Origin of the sequence: Burkholderia sp. BCC0506 (genome assembly GCF_902833145.1) — a bacterium.
Classification (GTDB): domain Bacteria; phylum Pseudomonadota; class Gammaproteobacteria; order Burkholderiales; family Burkholderiaceae; genus Burkholderia.
Window position 1 is genome coordinate 461,704 of record NZ_CADFEN010000003.1, and the last position, 22,015, is coordinate 483,718.

The 22,015-nt window shown below is 67.6% G+C and carries 23 protein-coding genes; 5 read left to right on the forward strand and 18 right to left on the reverse strand.

From position 1 onward, the window contains the following. Positions 1–61: 61 nt before the first annotated feature. The 14 genes from HWX62_RS09385 to HWX62_RS09450 all read right to left on the reverse strand — a co-directional run bounded on the left by HWX62_RS09385 (position 62) and on the right by HWX62_RS09450 (position 11,459). Entirely contained in the window at positions 62–298 is a 237-nt protein-coding gene (locus tag HWX62_RS09385) for a glutaredoxin family protein (protein WP_175929625.1), read from the reverse strand. 7 nt (positions 299–305) lie between these two features. Continuing rightward, positions 306–1,790, reverse strand: a complete 1,485-nt coding sequence (locus HWX62_RS09390) for a DegQ family serine endoprotease (RefSeq protein WP_059779754.1) — start codon at positions 1,788–1,790, stop codon at positions 306–308. 16 nt (positions 1,791–1,806) lie between these two features. Then, positions 1,807–2,859, reverse strand: a complete 1,053-nt coding sequence (locus HWX62_RS09395; protein ID WP_175929626.1) for a MucB/RseB C-terminal domain-containing protein — start codon at positions 2,857–2,859, stop codon at positions 1,807–1,809. A 5-nt stretch (positions 2,860–2,864) separates the two neighbouring features. After that, positions 2,865–3,482 carry a sigma-E factor negative regulatory protein gene (locus tag HWX62_RS09400; protein WP_175929627.1) on the reverse strand — a complete coding sequence of 206 codons (618 nt, stop codon included), beginning with the start codon at positions 3,480–3,482 and terminating at the stop codon, positions 2,865–2,867. An 86-nt stretch (positions 3,483–3,568) separates the two neighbouring features. After that, positions 3,569–4,168, reverse strand: a complete 600-nt coding sequence (gene rpoE / locus HWX62_RS09405; RefSeq protein ID WP_006490873.1) for an RNA polymerase sigma factor RpoE — start codon at positions 4,166–4,168, stop codon at positions 3,569–3,571. A 91-nt stretch (positions 4,169–4,259) separates the two neighbouring features. Then, entirely contained in the window at positions 4,260–4,724 is a 465-nt protein-coding gene (locus HWX62_RS09410; protein ID WP_175929628.1) for a hypothetical protein, read from the reverse strand. Positions 4,725–4,735: 11 nt separating this feature from the next. Beyond that, on the reverse strand, positions 4,736–5,968 hold the full coding sequence (gene fabF / locus HWX62_RS09415; protein WP_175929629.1) for a beta-ketoacyl-ACP synthase II: 1,233 nt from the start codon (positions 5,966–5,968) through the stop codon (positions 4,736–4,738). 164 nt (positions 5,969–6,132) lie between these two features. Further along, positions 6,133–6,372, reverse strand: coding sequence for an acyl carrier protein (gene acpP / locus HWX62_RS09420; RefSeq protein ID WP_004197638.1), 240 nt, complete (start codon positions 6,370–6,372; stop codon positions 6,133–6,135). Between the two features lie 144 nt (positions 6,373–6,516). Continuing rightward, a complete protein-coding gene (gene fabG, locus HWX62_RS09425) occupies positions 6,517–7,266 on the reverse strand; it encodes a 3-oxoacyl-ACP reductase FabG (RefSeq protein ID WP_175929630.1) in 750 nt (249 codons plus the stop codon). Positions 7,267–7,302: 36 nt separating this feature from the next. Then, entirely contained in the window at positions 7,303–8,235 is a 933-nt protein-coding gene (gene fabD, locus HWX62_RS09430; protein WP_175929631.1) for an ACP S-malonyltransferase, read from the reverse strand. Positions 8,236–8,319: 84 nt separating this feature from the next. Next, positions 8,320–9,309 carry a beta-ketoacyl-ACP synthase III gene (locus HWX62_RS09435; RefSeq protein ID WP_006489693.1) on the reverse strand — a complete coding sequence of 330 codons (990 nt, stop codon included), beginning with the start codon at positions 9,307–9,309 and terminating at the stop codon, positions 8,320–8,322. Then, positions 9,310–10,416, reverse strand: coding sequence for a phosphate acyltransferase PlsX (plsX, locus tag HWX62_RS09440; protein WP_175929632.1), 1,107 nt, complete (start codon positions 10,414–10,416; stop codon positions 9,310–9,312). A gap of 129 nt (positions 10,417–10,545) precedes the next feature. Then, entirely contained in the window at positions 10,546–10,725 is a 180-nt protein-coding gene (rpmF, locus tag HWX62_RS09445) for a 50S ribosomal protein L32 (protein WP_006051932.1), read from the reverse strand. Between the two features lie 98 nt (positions 10,726–10,823). Then, positions 10,824–11,459: a DUF177 domain-containing protein gene (locus HWX62_RS09450; protein ID WP_175929633.1), complete on the reverse strand. Its 636-nt coding sequence runs from the start codon at positions 11,457–11,459 to the stop codon at positions 10,824–10,826. Positions 11,460–11,690: 231 nt separating this feature from the next. Here HWX62_RS09450 and HWX62_RS09455 point away from each other — a divergent pair, with 231 nt between their 5' ends. Next, entirely contained in the window at positions 11,691–12,323 is a 633-nt protein-coding gene (locus HWX62_RS09455) for a Maf-like protein (RefSeq protein WP_175929634.1), read from the forward strand. Beyond that, complete coding sequence (locus HWX62_RS09460) at positions 12,320–13,042, forward strand: SAM-dependent methyltransferase (RefSeq protein ID WP_175929635.1); 723 nt, start codon at positions 12,320–12,322, stop codon at positions 13,040–13,042. The genes HWX62_RS09455 and HWX62_RS09460 overlap by 4 nt, the downstream gene beginning before the upstream one ends. 82 nt (positions 13,043–13,124) lie before the next feature. Here the strand turns inward: HWX62_RS09460 and HWX62_RS09465 are convergent, their stop codons facing one another. Genes HWX62_RS09465 through HWX62_RS09480 form a run of 4 tightly spaced genes read right to left on the reverse strand, consistent with a single transcriptional unit; the run spans position 13,125 to position 16,197 of the window. Then, positions 13,125–14,117, reverse strand: coding sequence for a S49 family peptidase (locus HWX62_RS09465; protein WP_175929636.1), 993 nt, complete (start codon positions 14,115–14,117; stop codon positions 13,125–13,127). Positions 14,118–14,129: 12 nt separating this feature from the next. Beyond that, positions 14,130–14,531, reverse strand: a complete 402-nt coding sequence (locus HWX62_RS09470) for a Rieske 2Fe-2S domain-containing protein (RefSeq protein WP_175929637.1) — start codon at positions 14,529–14,531, stop codon at positions 14,130–14,132. Continuing rightward, positions 14,528–15,187: an HAD-IA family hydrolase gene (locus HWX62_RS09475; protein WP_175929638.1), complete on the reverse strand. Its 660-nt coding sequence runs from the start codon at positions 15,185–15,187 to the stop codon at positions 14,528–14,530. Before HWX62_RS09475 ends, HWX62_RS09470 begins: the two co-directional genes overlap by 4 nt. A gap of 5 nt (positions 15,188–15,192) precedes the next feature. Next, positions 15,193–16,197 carry an RluA family pseudouridine synthase gene (locus tag HWX62_RS09480; protein ID WP_175929639.1) on the reverse strand — a complete coding sequence of 335 codons (1,005 nt, stop codon included), beginning with the start codon at positions 16,195–16,197 and terminating at the stop codon, positions 15,193–15,195. Positions 16,198–16,920: 723 nt separating this feature from the next. Between HWX62_RS09480 and HWX62_RS09485 the strand changes: the two genes are divergently transcribed. The 3 genes from HWX62_RS09485 (at position 16,921) to mobA (ending at position 21,951) form a co-directional block, all read left to right on the forward strand. Beyond that, a complete protein-coding gene (locus HWX62_RS09485) occupies positions 16,921–20,064 on the forward strand; it encodes an Rne/Rng family ribonuclease (RefSeq protein WP_175929640.1) in 3,144 nt (1,047 codons plus the stop codon). 132 nt (positions 20,065–20,196) lie between these two features. Then, positions 20,197–21,309, forward strand: coding sequence for a GTP 3',8-cyclase MoaA (gene moaA, locus HWX62_RS09490; RefSeq protein ID WP_175929641.1), 1,113 nt, complete (start codon positions 20,197–20,199; stop codon positions 21,307–21,309). A 24-nt stretch (positions 21,310–21,333) separates the two neighbouring features. Then, positions 21,334–21,951: a molybdenum cofactor guanylyltransferase MobA gene (gene mobA, locus HWX62_RS09495; RefSeq protein ID WP_175929642.1), complete on the forward strand. Its 618-nt coding sequence runs from the start codon at positions 21,334–21,336 to the stop codon at positions 21,949–21,951. Positions 21,952–22,015: the final 64 nt, after the last annotated feature.

Sequence of the window (22,015 nt, forward strand, 5' to 3'; positions counted from 1 at the left end):
GCTGAGCCGCCCGCCGGATCGGGCCCCGTGCGACGCGACGGCGGCCGGCGGCGGGCCGGATTCAGCGCCGGGCCGCCAGCGCGTCGCGCACCCGCGCGGCGTCGAACCGGTGGCGACACACTTCCACGCCGTCCAGCAGCAGCACGGGCACGTCCTCGTCGTAACGCGCGACGAGCGCCGCATCGGTGTCGATGTCGATGTAGTCGACCGCGACGCCGAATTCGGCCGCCACCGGCGCCAGGGCGTCGCGCATGTCGTCGCACAGGTGGCACCAGCCGCGGCCGTAGAGCGTGAACATCCGCGCGTTACTTCTGGCGCGGCCGCACGGGCACGAACTGCGTGTTGTCGCCGCGCCGCACGAGCACCGCGACCGCCTTCTGCGGATCGAGCTGCGCGGTCACGTCGGCGAACTGCTTCGCGCTCGTAATGTCGGTGTCGCCGACACGCAGCACGATGTCGCCGCGCTGCAGGCCCGCCCGGGCGGCCGGGCCGTCGACGCCGTCGATCTGCACGCCGTTCTTCAGCTTCAGCGTCTTCATCTGCTCCGCCGTCAGGTCGCTGACCGTCAGGCCGAGCGAATTGGTCTGGCGCGGCTTCTGCGGCGCGTTCTTGCGCTGCTCGGCCTTCGCCGTCGACTCGGCCGGCGTCTCGGCGATCGTGATCGGCAGGTCGCGTGCCTGACCCTTGCGCCACACGCTGACCGTCGCCTTCGTGCCGGGCTTCGTGTCGCCGACCATGCGCGGCAGGTCCGACGCCGCATCGACCGGACGGCCGTTGAACTTCAGGATAATGTCGCCCGGCTGGATGCCGGCCTTGTCGGCCGGGCCGCCCGGCTCGACGCTGCTGACGAGCGCGCCTTCCGCCTTCGGCAGCCCGATCGAATCGGCGACGTCCTTCGTCACCTCGCCGATCGCCACCGCGATCCGGCCGCGCGTGACCTTGCCCGTCGCCTTTAGCTGATCGGCCACGCGCATCGCCTCGTCGATCGGAATCGCGAAGGAGATACCCATGAAACCGCCGGTGCGGCTGTAGATCTGCGAGTTGATGCCGATCACCTCGCCCTGCATGTTGATCAGCGGGCCGCCCGAGTTGCCGGGGTTCACGGCGACGTCGGTCTGGATGAACGGCAGGTAGTCGCCCGTGTTGCGGCTCTTCGAGCTGACGATGCCGGCGGTGACCGTATTGTCGAGGCCGAACGGCGAACCGATCGCAACGACCCACTCGCCGACGCGCACCTTGTTCGAATCGCCGATCGCGACGACCGGCAGGTTCGACGCCTGGATCTTGACGACCGCGACGTCCGTGCGATCGTCGACGCCGATCAGCTTCGCCTTGAATTCGCGCTTGTCGGTCAACGTTACGTAGATGGTGTCCGCATCGTCGACGACGTGCGCGTTGGTCATCACGTAACCGTCGGCCGACACGATGAAGCCCGAGCCGACGCCGCGGTTCTGCTCGGTGTCGGGCGGATTGTCCGGTGCCGGCGCGTTCTTCGGGTTGCCGCCATTGCCGGGCGCCTGCGGCAGCGGAATGCCGAAGAAGCGCCGGAAGAATTCCGACATGTCGCCGTTGTCGAAGCCAGGCGGGAGCATCCCGCGCGGGCCGCTCGTCGGCACGTTGGCCGTGGTCCGGATGTTCACGACGGCCGGGCCGACCTTTTCGACCAGATCGGCAAAGTCGGGCAGGCTGGCAGCGGGAGCCGTCACTGCGAATGCGGTATGCGGCACGAGCGGCAGGCAGGCAGACAGCGCCGCCGCCGCGAGCCATTTGCGCAGCGTGAGTTTCATCATGTCGGAAGCCGTAGCGTTACTTGGAAGCCTTGTATTCTATGGCAGACGCGAACTGCTGCAACGTGGCCGGCGGCACTTCGCCGAGCACGGTGATCCAGTAGTCGCCGCGGCGCTTCACGAGAACGTGCGTCGCACCGGTGCTGCCCGCGCCTTCCTTGCGCGTATTCTTTTCGGCCGGCTCGATGAAAACCGAGATCGTCGCGAGGCCGTCGGTAAAGACCGCCTGGTCGACCGGGATCGGCGGATCGCCCGCATCGCGCGCGGCCATCGGCCGGCGCACTTCACGAATCTTCTGGAAGCCGGCGACGCTCGGCGCGAGCTGCCAGCCCTGCGCTTCCATGTCGACCGTCGCGACCGGCGGGCGCACGACCGTCCAGCCGTTCAGGTTGCGCATGCCGGCAGCAATCGCGGCCTTGTCGCCGCTCGCGCCGCCCGTCTGCAACTGCGAGAACGCGATCTGTTCGAGCACGTGATCGTTCGCGTCGAGCGTCTGCGAACGCAGCAGCAGCCCGGTGCGCGCGTCGGCCCACAGCTTGTACGTGAAACGGTACGCATCCTTCGGCACGAGCTCGACGACCTGCGCGTCGATCCCGGCCACGCGGTCCTTGCCGAGCGACTTCGCATCGTAGACGGACATCACGTGCTCGCCGCTCGCGCCGAGCAGCGCGGGGAACGAGTCGCGCGTCTGACGACGCTCGACCACGCACAGCTTGCGCTCGGGCACGAACGTGTACAGCTCGTCGTTATGCCGCAGCAGCTTGCGCGGCTTGCCGTCGAGCGTCTCGATCCGCTCGAACTCGCCGTCGCGGGACGCGACGTGCGCGATGCGCGAGGACTGCACGTACCCGCCGCGCTGGTAGACGAACGTCCCTTCGTAGCTCTGCTGTTGCGCGGCCTGCTGGACACGGTCGAGCCAGTCCGCGGCGCCCTTGCGGGTCGCGACGGGATCGTCCGGTTGCTGGGCGCTGGCGGGAAAGGATTGAACGGACAACAGGGCGGCTGCGCAAAGCAGGAGGGCCGGCAGCCGCTTCCATCCGGAGATGGCGTGATTCAACTGCAATGTCCGCATCGGGTTTATTGGCCTGGCGTGGTGGTCACGGCAGCGCGGATCAGCGGCATCGAACCCGTGACGACGGGCTGTTGCGCGAATTGCTGGTGCGCTTCAAGGTATTGGTCGAGGCTGGCATCGCGAATGATGTTGACGTCCTGCAGGCCCGGCTGGGCCGATGCCTGCGCAACCGTCACGCGCTGCAGGTTGCCGTTCTGCGGCGCGCCTGCCGAGGCGACCTGGACAGCGCCCGGCGCACCGGCCGTCTGCATCTGCGGAACGACGATCCACGTCAGCGTGGCGGCCGCGGCGGCGACCGCGAACGCGGGCACGACACGGCGGCGCAGCGCCAGCAGCTTGCGCGCGACCGGCGCGGCCGCCGGTGCCAGCAGGTGCGGCTCGCTTTCGAGCGCGGCCGACATGCGCGCGGTGAACGCGACGCTCAGCGCGGGCGACAGCGCGAGCTCGTCCGAGCGCAGCGCATCGCCGATCAGGTGGTAATGGGCCCACGCAGCGCGATCCGCGCGGTCGAGCTCAGCCAGAAACTGCCCGTGATCCGGGCCATCGAACATTTCGCCGTCGACCAGCGCGGAAAGGCGCTCGCCGCGCGAGCACGCTTGCGATTGCGTATTGACCGACCCCATGATGCTCCCCATCTTGCACACCCCGTCGTGACTTCACGACTCTATCCGTAACTAGACCCCGACCCGCGTCGTTCCGCCCGTCGCGCTTACCAGCGCTTGCCTTCGGGCGTATCGAGCAGCGGACGCAATTTGGCAGCGATTGCTTCGCGCGCGCGGAAGATCCGCGACCGGACCGTCCCGATCGGACAGCCCATCATTTCCGCGATCTCTTCGTAACTCAGGCCCTCGATCTCGCGCAGCGTGATCGCCTGGCGCAGTTCTTCGGGCAGCAGAGCCATTGCAGCGTTGACCGTCTCGGCAATCTGCTTGCTCATCAACATCGACTCAGGCGTGTTGATATCCCTTAGTTGGTCTGCGTCGGAGAAAGTTTCCGCTTCCTCCGCATCGGCCTCGGTCGAGGTCGGCGCCCGGCGGCCTTGCGTCGCAAGGTAGTTCTTCGCCGTGTTGACGGCAATTCGGTACAACCACGTATAGAACGCCGATTCGCCGCGGAACTGCGGCAGCGCACGATACGCCTTGATGAACGCGTCCTGGGCCACATCCTCGACCTCGGCGGGATCCCGCACGAGGCGCGAGATCAGCCGAATGATCTTGCGGTGGTATTTGGAGACCAGGAGTTCGAACGCCGCCTTGTCGCCCTTCTGTACGCGCTCGACCAGAGCCTGATCGATTTCTTTTTCACTCACCTGACAAATCCGTTAACTAGGGATGCAACGCGGAGCGTTATTGTAGCGTTCCGGCGCCGGCCGCTGGTTACGGTCCGTAACCGCGCCGCCGTCATGCCCGCCCCGCCGCCCCGGTCGTTCTCGCCAGCACCGACAGCGCGCTGAACGACGCGGCGTCGAGTGCGTCGGCCGGAATCAGCAGCGGCCGGGCACGCCGGGCGCCCTGCCCGACCGACAGCACCAGCAGCAGGCTGCTCCAGTGCGCATGGCCCGTCACGCGGCCCCGGGCCAGCAACCGCCCGGTGCGGCCAAACGCCGCAATCTCCCCGAACGCATCGATCCGCAGCTCGGCCGGCAGCCGGCGGGCGCACGCACGCGCGGCACAGGCGGCCAGCAGCGCCGCCGTCGCGGCCGACATGCCTGCGCCGGCGACAGCGCCCGCGCGCGGCGCCCAGAACAGGTACGCCGACGCGGCAGCCGACGCGACGAACGCGGCCAGCACGAAATACGACACGGCCGAGGCCCGCAACGCAAAGCGCTGCGGACGCCCGGCCGGAGCATCGAATGGACTCGTCAAGCGATTCGACGTCAGACGCGCTTGAACACCAGCGTGCCGTTGGTGCCGCCGAAGCCGAAGTTGTTCTTCACGGCCACGTCGATCTTCATGTCACGTGCGGTGTTCGCGCAGTAATCGAGATCGCACTCGGGGTCCTGGTTGAAGATGTTGATGGTCGGCGGCGACACGTTGTTGTGCAGCGCCAGCACCGTGAACACCGACTCGAGGCCGCCCGCGCCACCCAGCAGGTGACCCGTCATCGACTTCGTCGAGTTGACCACCATCTTGTACGCGTGCTCGCCGAAGGCCGCCTTCACCGCGTCGGACTCGTTCTTGTCGCCCAGCGGCGTGGACGTGCCATGCGCGTTCAGGTACTGAACTTCATCCGGGTTCACGCCGGCGTCGCGCAACGCCGCGACCATGCAACGGCGCGGGCCGTCCATGTTCGGCGCGGTCATGTGGTACGCATCGCCCGTCATGCCGAAGCCGGAGACTTCCGCATAGATCTTCGCACCGCGTGCCTTCGCCGATTCGTACTCCTCGAGCACCATCACGCCCGCCCCCTCGCCCAGCACGAAACCGTCGCGGTCCTTGTCCCACGGCCGCGATGCGGTAGCCGGATCGTCGTTGCGGGTCGACAGCGCGCGCGCCGCGGCGAAACCGCCGATACCGAGCGGCGACACCGTCGATTCGGCGCCGCCCGCGACCATCACGTCGGCGTCGCCGGCCTGGATCAGGCGCGCGGCGAGGCCGATGCTGTGCAGGCCGGTCGTGCAGGCCGTGACGGCCGCGAGGTTCGGGCCCTTCAGGCCGAACATGATGCTCAGGTGACCCGAGATCATGTTGATGATCGAACCCGGCACGAAGAACGGCGAAATCCGGCGCGCGCCGCGATCGACGTAGGTCTGGTGCGTGTCTTCGATCATCGGCAGGCCGCCGATGCCGGAACCGACCAGCACGCCGATGCGTTCGGCGTTGGCTTCGGTCACTTCCAGCCCGCTGTCCCGCATGGCCTGGACGCCGGCGGCGATGCCATAATGGATGAACGTATCCATGTTCCGGGCTTCCTTCGCCGGGATGTACTCCTCGGCGCTGAAACCCTTCACTTCGCCCGCGAAATGGCAGGCGAGGTTCGACGCATCGAACTTCGTGACGGTGGCGATACCGGACTTGCCGGCGACGAGATTGGCCCAGCCGTCGGCAACATTATTGCCAACAGGCGAAATCAGCCCCAGGCCTGTAACGACAACACGACGGCGGCTCACGGTAACCTCTTTTCCATTATTGGATGACAAAAACAAAAGCCACAGTGGCCACAGGAACCAGCCCTGCGAGCCCTGTGGCTGTTAGTCCGTCCGGCGCGAAGCCGGCAGGATGGCGCGTCAATCGCGAAGATCGCGGCGACGTGGCGGACAAGCGCGAAAGGCGCTTACGCCTTGACGTTTGCGCGAGCGTAGTCGATCGCTTGCTGAACGGTCGTGATCTTCTCTGCTTCTTCGTCCGGGATTTCCATGCCGAACTCGTCTTCGAGCGCCATCACCAGTTCGACCGTGTCGAGCGAGTCCGCGCCCAGGTCGTTCACGAACGAAGCTTCGTTCTTGATCTCGGCTTCCGCGACGCCCAGTTGCTCAGCGACGATCTTCTTGACACGTTGTTCGATGTTGTCCATTACCCCTCCGAGGGAAAGTTCAGATTTACAAGTGCGCGCATTTTATCAGGTTTGCTGACGCCAAAACGCGCGTTGGCTTGATGGTCGATCAAGCGCCGGTCCGCCTGAAAAACGGGATACGGCGCGGATGGTAAACGAAAACCGTTACGACATGTACATGCCGCCGTTCACGTGCAGCGTCGTGCCGGTGATGTAGCCGGCCTGCGGCGACGCGAGGAACGCGACGGCATGGGCGATGTCCTCCGGGCTGCCGAGACGGCCGAGCGGAATCTGGGTCTTGAGCGCGGCCTGCTGTTCTTCCGGCAGCGTCTTGGTCATGTCGGTGTCGATGAAGCCCGGCGCCACGCAGTTCACCGTGATGCCGCGGCTGCCGATTTCGCGCGCGAGCGCACGCGTCATGCCCGCGACGCCGGCCTTCGCGGCCGCGTAGTTGACCTGACCCGGATTGCCGGCCGAGCCGACCACCGACGTGATGTTGATGATACGGCCGCCGCGCACCTTCATCATCGGGCGCAGCACCGCGCGCGACAGGCGGAACACCGACTTCAGGTTGGTGTCGATCACCGCGTCCCAATCCTCGTCCTTCATCCGCATCGCGAGCTGGTCCTGCGTGATGCCCGCGTTGTTGACGAGCACGTTCAGCGCGCCGAATTCCTTCACGGCCGCATCGATCAGCGCCTCGGCGGCGGCCGCGTCGTTGACGTTCAGCACCGCGCCGCGGCCCGTGACGCCCGCTTCCGCGAACGCCGCGGTGATCGCGGCGGCGCCCGATTCGCTCGTCGCCGTGCCGATCACCGTCGCGCCCAGGCGCGCGAGTTCGAGCGCGATCGCCCGGCCGATGCCGCGCGACGCGCCGGTCACGATCGCGACCTGTTTATCGAGAGTCTTGTCCATGAATCGAATATCCGTTGCTTGGAAAAAGGCGCCGCGTCAGGCGGTCACGAGCTTCAATGCTTCGTCGAGCGAAGCCGGATCGAACACCGACGCGCCGACCAAGTTGCCGTCGATGCGTTTCGTCAGGCCTGCCAGCACCTTGCCCGGCCCGCATTCGATCACGTGCGTGACGCCCGTGCCCGCGATGTGCTGCACGCACTCCACCCAGCGCACCGGGCCCGCGGCCTGGCGCACCAGCGCGTCCTTGATCGCGACCGGATCGCTGACCACCGCGACGTCGATGTTGTTGACGACCGGAATCTGCGGCGCCTTCACGTCGACGTTCGCGAGATAGTCGCGCAACTGGTCCGACGCCGGCTTGAGCAGCGACGAGTGGAACGGCGCCGACACCGGCAGCGGCAGCGCGCGCTTCGCGCCCTTCGCCTTCGCGATTTCGCATGCCTTTTCGACCGCGGCCTTGCTGCCCGCGATCACGACCTGCGCGGGCGCATTGAAGTTCACCGCTTCGACGACGCCCGCTTCCGCGGCTTCGGCGCACACCGCGCGCACCGTGTCGTCGTCGAGGCCCAGGATCGCGGCCATGCCGCCCTGGCCGACCGGCACGGCCGTCTGCATCGCCTGCGCGCGAAAGCGCACCAGCGGCACCGCGTCCTTGAACGCGAGCGCGCCGGCCGCGACGAGCGCCGTGTATTCGCCGAGGCTGTGGCCGGCGACGATCGACGGCGCCGGGCCGCCCGCCTGCTGCCACGCGCGGTAGCACGCGTACGCCGCGGTCAGCATCACGGGCTGCGTGTTGGTGGTCAGGTTCAGCTCGTCGGCCGGCCCTTCGGCGATCAGCTTGCCGAGATCCTGATGGAGTGCATCGGACGCCTCCTGGAGCGTCTCGCGCACGACGGCCAGATCGGCGAATGCATTGAGCATGCCGATCGCCTGCGAGCCCTGCCCCGGAAAAACGAATGCAAATTTCATATCGTCCCCAATTGAATCGATTCGGACGGCGCGCACGGACGGCGCGCCGATGGGATCCGCGCGCGGCTTGTCGCGCGCCGCGGATCAGAAGCGGAAGACCGACGCACCCCAGGTGAAGCCGCCGCCGACGCCTTCGATCAGCACGTGCTGGCCACGCTGGATGCGGCCGTCGCGCACCGCGGCGTCGAGCGCCAGCGGAATCGACGCGGCCGACGTGTTGCCGTGCTGGTCGACCGTCACGACCATGCGCTCCTGCGGCAGGCCGAGCTTGCGGCAGGTGCTGGTCATGATGCGGATGTTGGCCTGGTGCGGAATCAGCCAGTCGATTTGCTCGGGCGCGAGATTCGCCTTCGCGAGCGCCTCGATCGCGACCTTTTCGAGCACGTTGACCGCGAGCTTGAACACGGCCTGCCCGTCCATGTGCAGGAACGCGCTGCCGTCGATCACGCCGCGATTGACGTTGCCCGGCGTGCAGAGGATGTTCGAGTAGCTGCCGTCCGCATGCAGCGCGCTGCCGAGCACGCCCGGCTCTTCCGACGCGGACAGGATCACCGCGCCCGCGCCGTCGCCGAACAGCACGCAGGTCGTGCGGTCCTTGAAGTCGAGAATGCGCGAGAACGTCTCCGCGCCGACCACGAGCGCCGTCCGGTGCTGACCGCTGCGAATGAAGCTGTCGGCCGTCGCCATCGCATACGCGAAGCCCGAACACACGGCCTGCACGTCGAATGCCGCGCCGCCGTTCTTGATGCCGAGCTTGTTCTGCAGCAGGCACGCGGTGCTCGGGAACACGAAATCGGGGGTCGAAGTCGCGACGATGATCAGGTCGATCGACTGCGGATCGACACCGGCCGCCTCGATCGCACGACGCGACGCCTCGAGCGCGAGATCGCTCGTCGTGACGTCGGGTGCGGCGAAATGGCGCGCATGGATGCCCGTGCGCGCCACGATCCATTCATCGCTGGTCTCGATGCCTTCCTTCGCAAGACGATCGGTCAACTGCTGGTTCGTGACGCGGTCGGGCGGCAGATAACTGCCCGTGCCGAGCACGCGGGAATAGAGAGTCGATTGGGCCATTTATGCTTTAGAGGATTGCGCAGCGGAAGGTTCGGCGTGATGGCCTGCGGCCGGGCTTGCATGGCCCGCGCCGCCCGCGTCGTGTTCGCCGTCGCCGAGCGACACTGAATTATCCGCCATCGCGCGCGCGAGGCGCTCCAGCACCCCGTTTTTGACGGCATCATACCCGCGTTTGATCGCCCACTCAAACGCGTAGGCGTCGGCCGAACCGTGGCTCTTGATCACGAGGCTCTTCAGCCCCAGCAGCGCCGCGCCGTTGTACTGGCGGTGATCGACGCGTTTCTTGAAGCGCATCAGCACGGGCAGCGCGAGCACCGCCATCAGCTTCGACATCAGCGAACGGCCGAACTCCTCGCGAATGATGTCCGACAGCATCTGCGCGAGCCCCTCGGACGTCTTCAGCGCGACGTTGCCGACGAAGCCGTCGCACACGATCACGTCGACGGTGCCCTTGTAGATGTCGTTGCCTTCCACGTTGCCGCGGAAGTTGAGCGTACTGGCGCGCAGCAGCTCGCCCGCGCGCTTGATCGTCTCGTTGCCCTTGATGACCTCCTCGCCGATGTTCAGCAGGCCGATCGTCGGGCGCTCCTTGCCTTCGAGCGCGGCCACGAGCGCGTGCCCCATCTCCGCGAACTGCAGCAGGTGCTGCGGCTCGCAGTCGACGTTCGCACCGAGGTCCAGCATCATCGTGTAGCCGGTCGGGTTCGGCAGCGCGAACGCGATCGCGGGCCGCTCGATGCCGGGCAGCGTCTTGAGGACATAACGGGAAACGGCCATCAGCGCGCCGGTATTGCCGGCGGAGATGCAGGCCTGCGCCGCGCCTTCCTTGACGTTGTTGAGCGCGACGCGCATCGAAGAATCCTTCTTCTTGCGCAGCGCCACTTCGACAGGGTCGTCCATCGCCACGATTTCGGTGGCGGGCACGATGGTCAACGCGGGATCGTCGAGGGCTTTCAGCTTCTTCAGCTGAGCGCGAATCGCGCTTTCGATGCCGACGAGCATCAGATGCGCATCGGGATGCGCGCGGACGAACTTGACTGCCGCGGGAACGGTCACGGACGGGCCGTGGTCGCCTCCCATGCAATCGATTGTGAGCTTTACGGTCATGGAATGCGACGAATTTCAGGCACAAAAAAGCGGCAGTTGAATGCCGCCTTTTTGTTGAGCCAGGAAAGTGTCAAGCGAACCAGTTGTCACGCGAACGGCGAGCGTAGCGCGCAACGCGTGACTTGACGCTTAGTCGTTCTTCGTCTTGACGACTTTCTTGCCGCGATAGTAGCCGTTCGGGCTGACGTGGTGACGCAGGTGCACTTCACCCGTGCTCGGCTCGACTGCCAGCGGCGCTGCCGTCAGGAAATCGTGCGAACGATGCATGCCGCGCTTCGACGGCGACTTCTTGTTTTGCTGGACTGCCATGACTAACTCCTAAATAATTTTCCGGATTCTAACACAGCCCGATCCGGCGCTTAACTACCCTGGCCCAAAGCCCTTACGCCTTCCCGCGCCACAACTGCTTAGTGTTTCTTGGTGCCGTCACCGTCCTTCTTCAACGCTTCCAGCGCCGCGAACGGATTCGGCCGTTTGCCTTCGTCCTCGTCTTCGGCGGACTCGTCGTCCGCGTCTTCCGAAGGACCGCTCGCACCCGACACGAGGCTTTCGTGAACTGCCGGGCAAACCTCGTGCTTGGGCACGAGCGGCAACGAAAGCAGCAATTCCTCTTCGATCAAGTCGACGAGATCGAACTGGCGTGAGCCCACGATCACATCGGCTTCATCGTCGTCGAGCGGAAATTCTTCAGCTTCTTCTTCGGTCGCGACGATCCGGTACGTCATGTCGACGTCAAACGTCTGGTCGTACGGCGTCATGCAGCGCTGGCACGTGAGCCACGCATGGCCGTGCACCGCGAGGCGCAGATACGGCTGCTGCCCGTCGGTGCCGTCGTCCTGCAACTCCTTCTGCGTGAACCCTTCCGCCTGCCACGTGAACACCGTGTCGCGGTCTGGCGCGTCCGCCGGCACTTCGTTTAACATGCGCGGCAGTTGCGCGAGGTGCACCGCGCCGGCTGCCTGCCGCCCGCTGCGGGCAAACTCGAACAGGTCGACCGCGTGCGGATCGAGCGCCGCCGCAGGTTTGCCAGAAGAAGTGTTCATGTGCGCTCCTGCCTACAGGCTGACTTGCGGGATCCGGCTTGGTACCGCTCGCGTACGGCTCATCGAAGGATGACGTACTTTACTTCCGAAGACCCGGCAGGCGCCGCCACAACGGAAGCCTGCCGACGAAAAGCGGGAAAGCATACCTGTTTTACCTTTTGCGGTCAATCACTTAAGCTTGCGTCCGCGCAACGCCGCGCCACACCTGACGACTCACCGACCCAACCGACCATGCCGGATACCGCTTGCCGCCCGCCGCGGCTGATTCTTGCTTCCAGTTCCCGCTACCGCCGTGCGCTCCTCGAGCGCCTCGGCGTGCCGTTCGACGTCGTGTCGCCCGACCTCGACGAAACCCCGCTCGCCGGCGAAACGCCGGCCGCGACCGCGCTGCGTCTGGCCGGCGCGAAGGCACGCGCGGTGGCCGCGACGATCGACGCGCCGGACGGCGTGCTCGTGATCGGGTCGGATCAGGTCGCGACCTTCGACGGACACCAGATCGGCAAGCCCGGCACGCACGAGCGGGCGCTCGCGCAGCTCGTGTCGATGCAGGGCCGCGAAGTCGAATTCCACAGCGCGCTCTGCCTGTACGACAGCCGGACGGACGACGCACAGGTCGAGGACATCGTCACGCACGTGCGCTTTCGCTCGCTGCCCGAGGCGGAACTCGACGCCTACCTGCGCGCGGAAACGCCGTACGACGTGGCCGGCAGCGCGAAATCCGAAGGCCTCGGCATCGCGCTGCTCGACGCGATCGATTCGGACGACCCGACCGCACTCGTCGGCCTGCCGCTGATCGCCCTCACGCGGATGCTGCGCGCCGCCGGCTACCCGCTGTTTGCAACCACTCGTGGAGACCGCGCATGACCGCCGGCACGCTTTATCTCGTCCCGAACACGCTCGGCGAGGGCGACGAATCGATGCTCGCCGCCGTGCTGCCCGCCGCCGTGCAGGCGCGCGCCGGCACGCTCGGCTATTACATCGGCGAGAATGCGAAAACGACGCGCGCGTTTCTGAAGAAGATCGGCACGACGCGCCCGATCCAGGAAATCGAGATCAGCGAGCTGAACGTCAATACGCCGGCCGGCGCCATCGACCGGCTGCTCGCCCCCGTGCTGGCCGGTGCGGACGCCGGCCTCGTGTCGGAGGCCGGCTGCCCGGCCGTTGCCGACCCGGGCGCGCTGCTGGTGCGCCGCGCGCACGAGCGCGGCGCGAAGGTCGTGCCGCTGGTCGGACCGAGTTCGATCCTGCTCGCGCTGATGGCGTCGGGCCTGAACGGCCAAAGCTTCGCGTTCAACGGCTATCTGCCGGTCGATGCGGCCGCGCGCGCGAAACGCCTGCGCGAACTCGAGCAACTGTCGCGCAAGGCGCGCCAGACGCAGATCTTCATCGAAACGCCGTACCGGAATCACGCGATGCTCGACACGCTGGTCGCGACCTGCGCGCCGTCGACGCAGATCTGCGTCGCGGCCGATCTGACCCTGGCGACCGAGACGATCGCAAGCCGCACGGTGGCGGACTGGAAAAAGGCGCCGCCGCCGAATCTGCACAAACGCCCCGCGATCTTCCTGCTGCTCGCGAACTGATCCGCAACCGGCGATCGGCTCGCTGCATGAAAGGCGGGCCGTCGCAGCCCGCCAGTTGCCGTGGGCCGTCAGCCGTCAGCCGTCAGCGCAGGCCGACCGACGCGCCGCCGGCCGTCAGCGCCTTCATCGCGGCACCTCCGACGGCCGCGCCGAACTTGCGCGCGACGCGGTTCGTCAGGCTTTCCTTCACCGTGTAGTCGACGAGATCCGGCGCCTTCAGCACGTCGCGCGCGACCGTGTCGGTCGTGCCGTAGCCGTCGGCGAGCCCGAGCTCGACGCTCTTCTCGCCGGTCCAGAACAGGCCCGAGAACATGTCGGGCGTCTCGTGCAGCCGCTTGCCGCGGCCATCCTTCACGGCCTTGATGAACTGCGCATGCACCTGGTCGAGCAGTTCCTGCGCATGCGCGTCCATCTTCGGCGTTTCCGGCGAGAACGGATCGTAGAAGCCCTTGTTTTCGCCCGACGTATGCAGGCGCCGCTCGACCCCGAGCTTGCCCATCAGCCCGGTGAAGCCGAAGCCGTCCATCAGCACGCCGATCGACCCGACGATGCTCGCCTTGTCGACGAAGATCTTGTCGGCGGCCGACGCGATGTAATACCCGCCCGAGGCGCACATGTCGGTCACGACCACGTACAGTGGCTTGTCCGGATACTTCTTGCGCAGCCGCCGGATCTCGTCGTAGACCATGCCGGCTTGCACCGGGCTGCCGCCCGGGCTGTTGATCCGCAGCACGACGCCGACCGTGCCGTCGTCGTCGAACGCGGCGTCGAGCGCCGTGTTGATGTCGTCGGCGTTCGCGTTGACGCCGGCCGCGATCTCGCCGTCGATCGTCACGAGCGCCGTATGCCGCCCGCTCGACGAGAACTTCGAATCGCTCGAGAAATCGATCAGCGCGAACGCGAGCAGCACGAACACGCCGAGGAACGCGAAGCGGAAGAAGATCTTCCAGCGCCGTGCCGCGCGCTGCTCCTTGACGGCCGCGAGCGCGATCCGCTCGAGCGCCGCACGCTCCCAGTTCGGTTCACGGCTGTCGGGACGGGAGGAGGAATCCGGGGAATTCGGTTGGTCGGCCATGCAGTGGTGTCGTCAGTCGGTCGTGGCGGGAGTAGCGGGATGCAGATCGGCATCGGGCACCCAGAATACCGCACGGCCGTCGGGCGTGTCGCGCTCGTCGACCTCGACCGGGCGCAGGCGGCCGCCGCGGCACGGGCCGCCGACGCACTTGCCGGTATCCGGCGCATAGATCGCACCGTGCGTCGCGCACATCAGATAGAGGCCCGACGACTCGAAAAACTGCCCTTCGGCCCAGTCGAGCTCCATCGGCACATGCGCGCAGCGGTTCAGGTACCCGTAGGCGCGGCCCTCGTAGCGCACGAAGAACACGACGGCCTGCTCGCCGCGCAGCGTCGCGTCGACGCGCACGCCGGCGCCGCCGTCGGCCAGCGCGTCCGACGCGCACACGCGCACGGCGTCCGGCGCCGCGCTCATGCGTGCTCCCGCAGCCAGGCGGCCAGCGCGGCGACATCCGGCGCGACGAAGCGCGGCGTGAGCGCCGCGAGCGCATCGGCCGTGTGCGCGCCGTACGCGACGCCGACACCGGCCGCGCCGGCGCTCGCGGCCATCTGCAGGTCGTGCGTGGTGTCGCCGATCATCACGGTGCGCGACAGGTCCTGCCCCAATTCCCGCGACAACTCGTGCAGCATCGCCGGATGCGGCTTCGAGAACGTTTCGTCCGCGCAGCGCGTCGCGTCGAACCAGCTCGTCAGCTTCGACTGGTCGAGCACGCGGTTCAGCCCGACCCGCCCCTTGCCGGTCGCGACGGCGAGCAGATAACCGGTGTCACGCAGCTCGGCGAGCAGCTCGCGCACGCCGGCGAACAGCTCGATGCGCTGATCGTCGAGCAGATAGTGATAGCGGTAGCGCTCGGCGAGCCGCGCGTAGTCGGACGGATCGAGGGTCGGCGCCGCGATCTGCAGCGCATCGCGCAGGCCGAGGCCGATCACGTAGCGGGAAGCCTCGTCGGACGGCGTGGGCAGGCCGAGATCGCGGCATGCGGCCTGGATGCTGTGCGCGATGTGCGCGGTCGAATCCATCAGCGTGCCGTCCCAGTCGAAGACGATCAGGTCAAATTGCTGTCGAGCCATGCGGTTCAGGCGGTATCGCGCAATGCGCTGAGTTGGTCGAGGAAGCGCCGGCATTCGGCCGGCAGCGGTGCATCGAACTGCAGCGCCTCGCCGGTCAGCGGATGAGCGAGCTTGAGGCGGTGCGCATGCAGGAACATCCGTTTCAGCGACGGCTGCGCATTCGCGCGCGCCAGCGCCTTGTTCAGTGCGAAATCGCCATACTTGGCGTCGCCGGCGATCGGCAGGCCGAGATGCGCGAGGTGCACCCGGATCTGATGGGTCCGACCCGTTTTGAGTTCCGCTTCGACGAGCACGTAGTCGGGCCAGCGGTCGACGAGATTGAACACCGTATGCGACGGCAGCCCGTCGTCCTGCACGCGCACGCGGCGCTCCCCTTCCGCGGTCGAATACTTGAACAGCGGCGCCTTCACCGCGCGGCGGCGCCCCCAGTCGGGCTGCCATTCGCCGTGCGCGCACGCGAAATAGCGCTTGTCCATCCGGTTCTCGCGAATCTGCTCGTGCAGGCCCACGAGCGCCGTGCGCTTCTTCGCGAGCATCAGGATCCCGGACGTCTCGCGGTCGAGCCGGTGCACCAGTTCGAGGAACTTCGCGCGCGGGCGTGCCTCGCGCATCTGCTCGATCACGCCGAACGCAACACCGCTGCCGCCGTGAACCGCGACCCCGGCCGGCTTGTCGATGACGAGCATCGCGTCGTCCTCGTACAGCACGTCGAAATGCGCGGGCGGCACGACGGGCGTGTCGGCGCGCGCGAGGTCGGCCGCCGCCACGCGCACCGGCGGCACGCGGACGACGTCGCCCAGTTCGAGCCGGTACTGCGCGTCGATCCGGCCCTTGTTCACGCGCACTTCGCCGCTGCGGAGGATCCGGTAAATATGGCTTTTCGGCACGCCTTTACAGACGCGCAACAGGAAATTGTCGATCCGCTGACCGGCCGAGTTTTCGTCGATCTCGATCATCGAGACCTGGCCGCTTGCGACCGAATTCTGGGATATTTTGCCTAACTCATTCATACTGAATATAATTTTGCCCAGCCTGAGGTTGTGGGTGGCCTGACCGGCCGGCCCCGGCTGAATCGGGCAAGGCGCAAGCGCAAACCGCTATTTTACTTGCGCCGGGGGTCCGCTGCTCGCCCCTAATCGAAGAGAAGCAGCAAGTTGCACGCACGGCGCCGCCCGTCGGCAAGGATCGCGCCCACAGGCGGATTCGGTCGGCAAGGCGCCGCGGTAACGGAAAGTTGGTTGAAAAGAATTTGATCGGCAGCCCGACGGCGCGCAGTGCGTCCGCAGGCTGCCGGTTGCGAAAATTACGGCGTTGCGCCCGATTTGGCCCCGCGAAGCGTGCGGGGCTTGGCGACGTCAAACCAGGGAAGTACACCCCAAGCGGGAAAGTCGGGCTGGATTCGATACTCCCCGCTGCGGCCCAAGCCGCAGCATCTGCCGCCCGTCGGCGCGCGCGACGCATTGCGCGCGCCCGTGGCAATGCCCGGATGAGGCTTAGCGCGCTTTTGCAGCGTGCGGTGTGTGAACGCCGTGCTTTGAAGCCGTATTCGCAGGTGCCCTATGGCCGCCGGCCCCGTCTTTCGGGGGCCCAAGCGCCTCTTCAGGCAATTCTCCCCGCCAGCGTTCCCGCTCCAGCGTGCTCGTGACAACACAACAAGGTGCGGCCTGCCGTCGTTCCCGCCCTCGCGCCTGACAATCGCGAGGCGCCGGCAGCGGAGCCGCCTGGAGCCGTTCATGAAACGCATGCTGTTCAATGCGACGCAGCAGGAGGAGCTGCGCGTCGCCATCGTCGATGGGCAAAAGCTCATCGACATCGACATCGAAACCGCCGGGCGCGAACAGCGCAAAGGCAATATCTACAAAGGGGTCATCACCCGTATCGAGCCGTCGCTCGAAGCGTGCTTCGTCAACTACGGCGAAGACCGCCACGGCTTCCTGCCGTTCAAGGAAGTCGCCCGCCAGTACTTCAAGGAAGGCATCGACATGCGCTCCGCGCGCATCCAGGATGCGCTGCGCGAAGGCCAGGAGCTGATCGTCCAGGTCGAGAAGGAAGAACGTGGCAACAAGGGCGCCGCCCTCACCACCTTCATCTCGCTCGCCGGCCGCTACCTCGTGCTGATGCCGAACAATCCGCGCGGCGGCGGCGTGTCGCGCCGGATCGAAGGCGACGAGCGCCAGGAACTGCGCGAAACGATGGCGCAACTGCAGATTCCGGACGGCATGAGCATGATCGCCCGTACCGCGGGCATCGGCCGCAGCGCCGAGGAACTGCAGTGGGACCTGAACTACCTGCTGCAACTGTGGCGGGCGATCGAGGCCGCCTCGCAAAGCGGCAACGCCGGCCAGCCGATGCTGATCTATCTGGAATCGAGCCTCGTGATCCGCGCGATCCGGGACTATTTCCAGCCGGATATCGGCGAAATCCTGATCGACACGAATGAAATCCACGATCAGGCCCGCGCGTTCATGGACATCGTGATGCCGGACAACGTCGCGAAAGTGAAGCGCTATCACGACGACGTGCCGCTGTTCTCCCGCTTCCAGATCGAGCACCAGATCGAAACCGCGTACTCGCGCACGGTGCCGCTGCCGTCCGGTGGCGCGATCGTGATCGACCACACCGAAGCGCTCGTCGCGATCGACGTGAACTCGGCCCGCGCGACCAAGGGCGCGGACATCGAGGAAACGGCCACCCGCACGAACCTCGAAGCGGCCGACGAAGTCGCCCGCCAGCTGCGCCTGCGCGACCTCGGCGGCCTGATCGTGATCGATTTCATCGACATGGAATCGGCGAAGAGCCAGCGCGAAGTCGAGCAACGCCTGAAGGACGCGCTCAAGCACGACCGTGCGCGCGTGCAGATGGGCAAGATTTCCCGCTTCGGCCTGATGGAACTGTCGCGCCAGCGCCTGCGCCCGGCCCTGTCGGAAGGCAGCCACGTGACGTGCCCGCGCTGCAACGGCACCGGCCACATCCGCGATACCGAATCGTCCGCGCTGCAGGTCCTGCGGATCATTCAGGAAGAAGCGATGAAGGAAAACACCGCGGCGATCCACTGCCAGGTGCCGGTCGAGGTAACCGCCTTCCTGTTGAACGAAAAGCGCCAGGAAATCAACAAGATCGAGTCGCGCTTCAAGGTCGGCATCGTGCTGATCCCGAACAAGCACCTCGATACGCCGCACTACAAGCTCGAGCGCCTGCGTCACGACGACGCGCGCCTCGACGATCCGCGCGCCTCCTGGAAGATGGCCGAGGAAGCGGCCCGCGAGCTCGAGTCGGAAACCGGCTACAGCAAGCGTGCGGCGGAAGTGAAGCCGAAGCAGGAAGCCGCGGTCAAGGGCATCACCCCCGAGCGTCCGGCCCCGAGCCCGGCGCCGCAGCGCCCGGTGGAGCCGGTTCCGGCACCCGCGCCCGTCGCGGCCACGAGCGGCGGCTTCATCGGCTGGCTGAAGGGCCTGTTCGGTGTCTCGCCGGCCCCGGCGCCCGCACCCGTTGCCGCGCCGGCACCGGCGAAGGAGCAGGCAACCCGTCCGGCCCGCGAGCGCACCGAAAAGACCGAACAGCGCGGCGGCGATCGCAATCGCAACCGCCGCGGCGGCGCCCAGCAGGCACAGGGCGGCCGCGACCAGGCAGCCGCAGGCCGGCCGCAACGCCAGGAACGCGAAGGCAAGGAAGTGCGCGAACCGCGTGAAGGCCGTGAGCCGCGTGAAGGCCGTGAGCCGCGCGAGGGCCGTGAGCTGCGGGAAGGCCGCGAAAGCCGCGAAGGTCGCGAGAACCGTGAGGGTCGCGAGGGCCGTGGCCCGCGCGAAGGTCGCGAGCCGCGTGAGAACCGCGAACCGCGCGAGCGTGCCGAACAGCCGGAAGGCGTCGAAGCAGCCGGCCGTGGCGAGCGCCAGGAACGCGGCGAGCGTCGCGAGCGCGGCGAACGCCGCAAGCCGACCCAGCATGCGGCCACGCTCGAAACCGTCACGCGCGGTGAAAACCATCCGGAACCGGAAACCGACAAGGCCGCAGCAGAAGCCCTGCCCGGCGCGGAACTGGCAGCCGATGCGGAAGCCGGCGCACGTGACGGCGAAGAACGTCGCCGTCGTCGTCGCGGCCGCCGTGGCGGTCGTCGCGAGCGCGAGGAAGACGGCGCAGCTGTCGAGCAGGCCGAGCAAGGCGCCGAAGGCGAAGTCGCAGCGCAAGCCGTGACGCCGGCGCCGGCCGCACCGGTCGCAGCCGAACCGGCCCACACGGCCGCACCGGCCGTCGTCGCGGCCGTGGCCAGTGCGGTCGCCGTCGAGGCCGTCGCCGAGCAGCATGCCGAACCGGCCGCCGTCGAAGCGCAGCCGGCACCGGCACACGCCGAAGCAGCGCCGGCCGCCGCGGTCGAGCCTGTCGTCGCCGTGCAGGCAGCAGAACCGGCACCGGTCGCACCGGCGGTCGCGGAAGCGGGCCCGGCACCGGTCGCGGTGTCGCCGACCGATGCGTTCGAAGTGCCCGCGGCCGCTCCGGCCGCCGTCGAGGCGCCGCAGGCCGCACCGGTCGAGCAAGTCGCACCGGCCGCCGTGGCGATCGAAGCCGCGCCGGTGGCGGTCGCGTCGCCTGTCGAGGCCGCGCCTGTCGAGGCCGCGCCTGTCGAAACCGCGCCGGCCGAGGCCGTCGCCGCACCGGCACCCGCCCCCGCACAATCGGCAGCCGCGCCCGCATCGGCGAGCCTGGATGTCGTGCTGGAGCAGGCCGGTCTCGTCTGGGTGAATACGGACGCCGACAAGTTCGCCGCCGCGCAGGAAGCCGCGTCGCGGCTCCCGCGCCCGGTTCGCGTGCCGCGCGAACGCAAGCCGCTGCCGCCGGTCGATACGACGCCGATGCAGCAAGTCGAAACGACGCACCACTGACGGCGCGTCGCCCGACCAGGAAAAGCCCGCCTCCGGCGGGCTTTTTCACGTCTCGGCGCTGCGGGTTTCCGCCCACCGGCCCCGCCGGCCGGTTGCGGCTAGAATAGATGTCTGGTTCGCACTTCTTCCAACATGTCCCGACGCATCATTCCTCTCGCCGACGTCAGCGGGATGCCGGACGTCTCCGGTGTCGCGCATGCTCCCGACGGCACGCTGGCCGACACGTTCGCCAGGCCACTGCGCGACCTGCGCATTTCGGTGACGGACCGCTGCAACTTCCGCTGCGTGTATTGCATGCCGCGCGCGGTCTTCGACAAGGACTACCCGTTCCTGCCGCACAGCGCGCTGCTCACGCACGAGGAAATCGAACGCGTGGCGCGACTGTTCGTCGCCCACGGCGTCGAGAAGATCCGTATCACGGGCGGCGAGCCGCTGCTGCGCAAGAACCTCGAATTCCTGATCGAGCGCCTCGCGCGCCTGACGACGCACGCCGGCCGCCCGCTCGACCTGACGCTGACGACCAACGGCTCGCTGCTCGCGCGCAAGGCGCGTGCGCTGAAGGATGCCGGGCTCACGCGCGTCACGGTCAGCCTCGATGCGCTCGACGATACGCTGTTCAAGCGCATGAACGACGCCGAGTTCGCGAGCGCCGACGTGCTCGACGGCATCTTCGCCGCGCAGGCCGCGGGCCTCGCGCCGGTCAAGGTCAACATGGTCGTGAAGCGCGGCACCAACGACGGCGAGATCCTGCCGATGGCCGAGCGGTTCCGCGGCACCGGCGTGATCCTGCGCTTCATCGAATACATGGACGTCGGCACGTCGAACGGCTGGAACATGACCGAGGTGCTGCCGTCGGCGGACGTCGTCGCACGGATCGCCGAACACTTCCCGCTCGTGCCGCTCGAGCCGCACACGGCGGCCGAAACCGCGCAGCGCTGGGGCTATGCGGACGGCCGCGGCGAGATCGGCGTGATCTCGAGCGTCACGCAGGCCTTCTGCGGCGACTGCACGCGCGCGCGGCTGTCGACCGAAGGCAAGCTGTACCTGTGCCTGTTCGCGTCGGCCGGCCACGACCTGCGTGCGCTCGTGCGCGGCGGCGCGAGCGATGCCGAGATCGCGACCGCGATCGCCCGGATCTGGCAGGCGCGCACCGACCGCTATTCGCAACTGCGCGGCAGCGCATCGGCCGCTAGCGCGCCCGACGGCGCCGGCAAGCGCGTCGAAATGTCGTATATCGGCGGCTGACACCCCCGTTTCCGCCCGCACACGATGCCCGCCCCCGCCTCTCCGTCGATCGCCGGCCTGCTGCTCGCAGGCGGGCGCGCCACCCGCATGGACGGCGTCGACAAGGGCCTGCAACTGCTCGACGGTACGCCGCTCGCGCTGCACGTGCTGCGCCGGCTGTCGCCGCAGGTCGACGAGACGCTGATCAGCGCGAATCGCCATGCCGATCGCTACGCCGAGCTCGGTGCGCCGTTCGGCGCGCGCATCGTCGCGGACGAAACCTCCGACTTCCCCGGGCCGCTCGCGGGCCTGCTCGCCGGCATGCGCGCGGCCCGCGCGCCGCTGATCGCGTGCTCGCCATGCGATACGCCCTATCTGCCCGCCGACCTCGTCGCACGGCTGCACGCGGCGCTCGATGCGCAACAGGCCGACATCGCGATGGCGATCACCGTCGACGCCGAGCAGACGCGCTCGCCGCAGCCGACGTTCGCACTGCTGCGCACGTCGCTGGCCGACGATCTGGCTGCCCGGCTCGCGGCCGGCGACCGCAAGGTACGTGCGTGGTACGCACGCCACAAGACGGTCGAAGTCGAGTTTCGCGACGAGCGTGCGTTTTACAATGCCAACTCCTGGCAGGAACTCGCCGCGCTGGCCCGCCGCTGACGGCGCCGTGCCGTTCCCGCCCGGCGCCCGCCACACGCGAAACCCGCGCCCCGGCACCCTCCTC